General features: G+C 34.9%; 1 protein-coding gene. It reads left to right on the top strand.

Going from position 1 to position 1,117, the window contains the following annotated elements; genetic code table 11:
- On the top strand, positions 1 to 1,117 hold a 1,117-nt coding region (locus Q8Q95_04030), incomplete at both ends, for a hypothetical protein (protein MDP3764761.1).

Genomic DNA, 1,117 nt, shown 5'->3' with positions numbered 1-1,117 from the left:
TTATAAATTTGCCAAAGCAGTTTTTACTCTCTACTTTGGCTTTAGTTGGTTTAGTTTCTTGGATAGGTAAAACTGTGGCTTCGGGCAGATTTGTTTGGCGCAAAAATATTATTTTATGGCCGTTGCTTTTAGTAACTTTAACCGCAATTTTTGCTTCTACCTTTTCTAGTTCTTTTTGGATCAGCTTTTTAGGTGATGCCGGCCGATATTCCTTGGCAGGGCTTTCTATACTTTCTTATTTGGCCATAGCTTTGGTAGCTTTCCAAAACTTTAATCGTAAAGATGCAAATATTGTAGCAATATTGTGGGTAGCAAGTTCTGTTGTGGCAGCTATCTTTGCTTTACTGCAGTTTTTTGGATTGTATCTTTTCCCAATTGATTTATATAAATCGAGGTTATTTAACACAATTGGTGGACCGTTTGCTTTAAGTTTATTTGTGCTTTCGGTTTCACCTTTTATTTGGTGTTTAATGCAAGGGAGAATCGATAAAAAAATTAAAATAGGACTAGGTTTTGTTTTAGCTTTGCAATTAGCAATATCGGTAATAGTAGATTTTAGGGTGGGTTGGATTGGCTTAATAGCTTCGGCGTTGTTCTTGATTCTTATTGGTTTTAAAAGTGGAGAAATGGGTGGTGTTGGTTCTTACCAGAAAAAAGTTTTGTTGCCTTTGGGCATAGTTATATTTTCTGTTTTAATGTGGTTTATAACAGCGCCTCAAATTAAAGATTTAAGTATGCCAGCAGAGATTAATCCGTCTTATGGCGCCAGCTTTGATATATTAGTAAAAAACTGGAGCGAGAAACCAGTGTTTGGTTCTGGTTTGGAAACTTACCCATATGTTTACGCAAAATTTAAAGATGCTTCGCTTAACCAAACAAATTATTGGGGTTTAAACTTTAATGATTCCGTGGCCGAAATAATTACGTGGGCCACTGTAACAGGATTTTTTGGAACATTGGCGTTAATTGCGTTTATTTTTGGATTTTTGTTTTATGCGTTTAAGAAATCAAGGCTAAGCGAAGTTGAGTTAGGTGTTTTAGCTAGCTGGGTGTTTATTTTAAGCACTAAATTCTTTTATACAACTTCTTTACCTTTAGAATTTATGTTTTGGTTCTT

This window comes from bacterium, assembly GCA_030697795.1.
GTDB lineage: Bacteria > Patescibacteriota > Minisyncoccia > JACQLN01 > JACQLN01 > JACQLN01.
The sequence above is the reverse complement of the archived record's forward strand: the minus strand, read 5'-3'. Positions and strand labels throughout refer to the sequence as shown.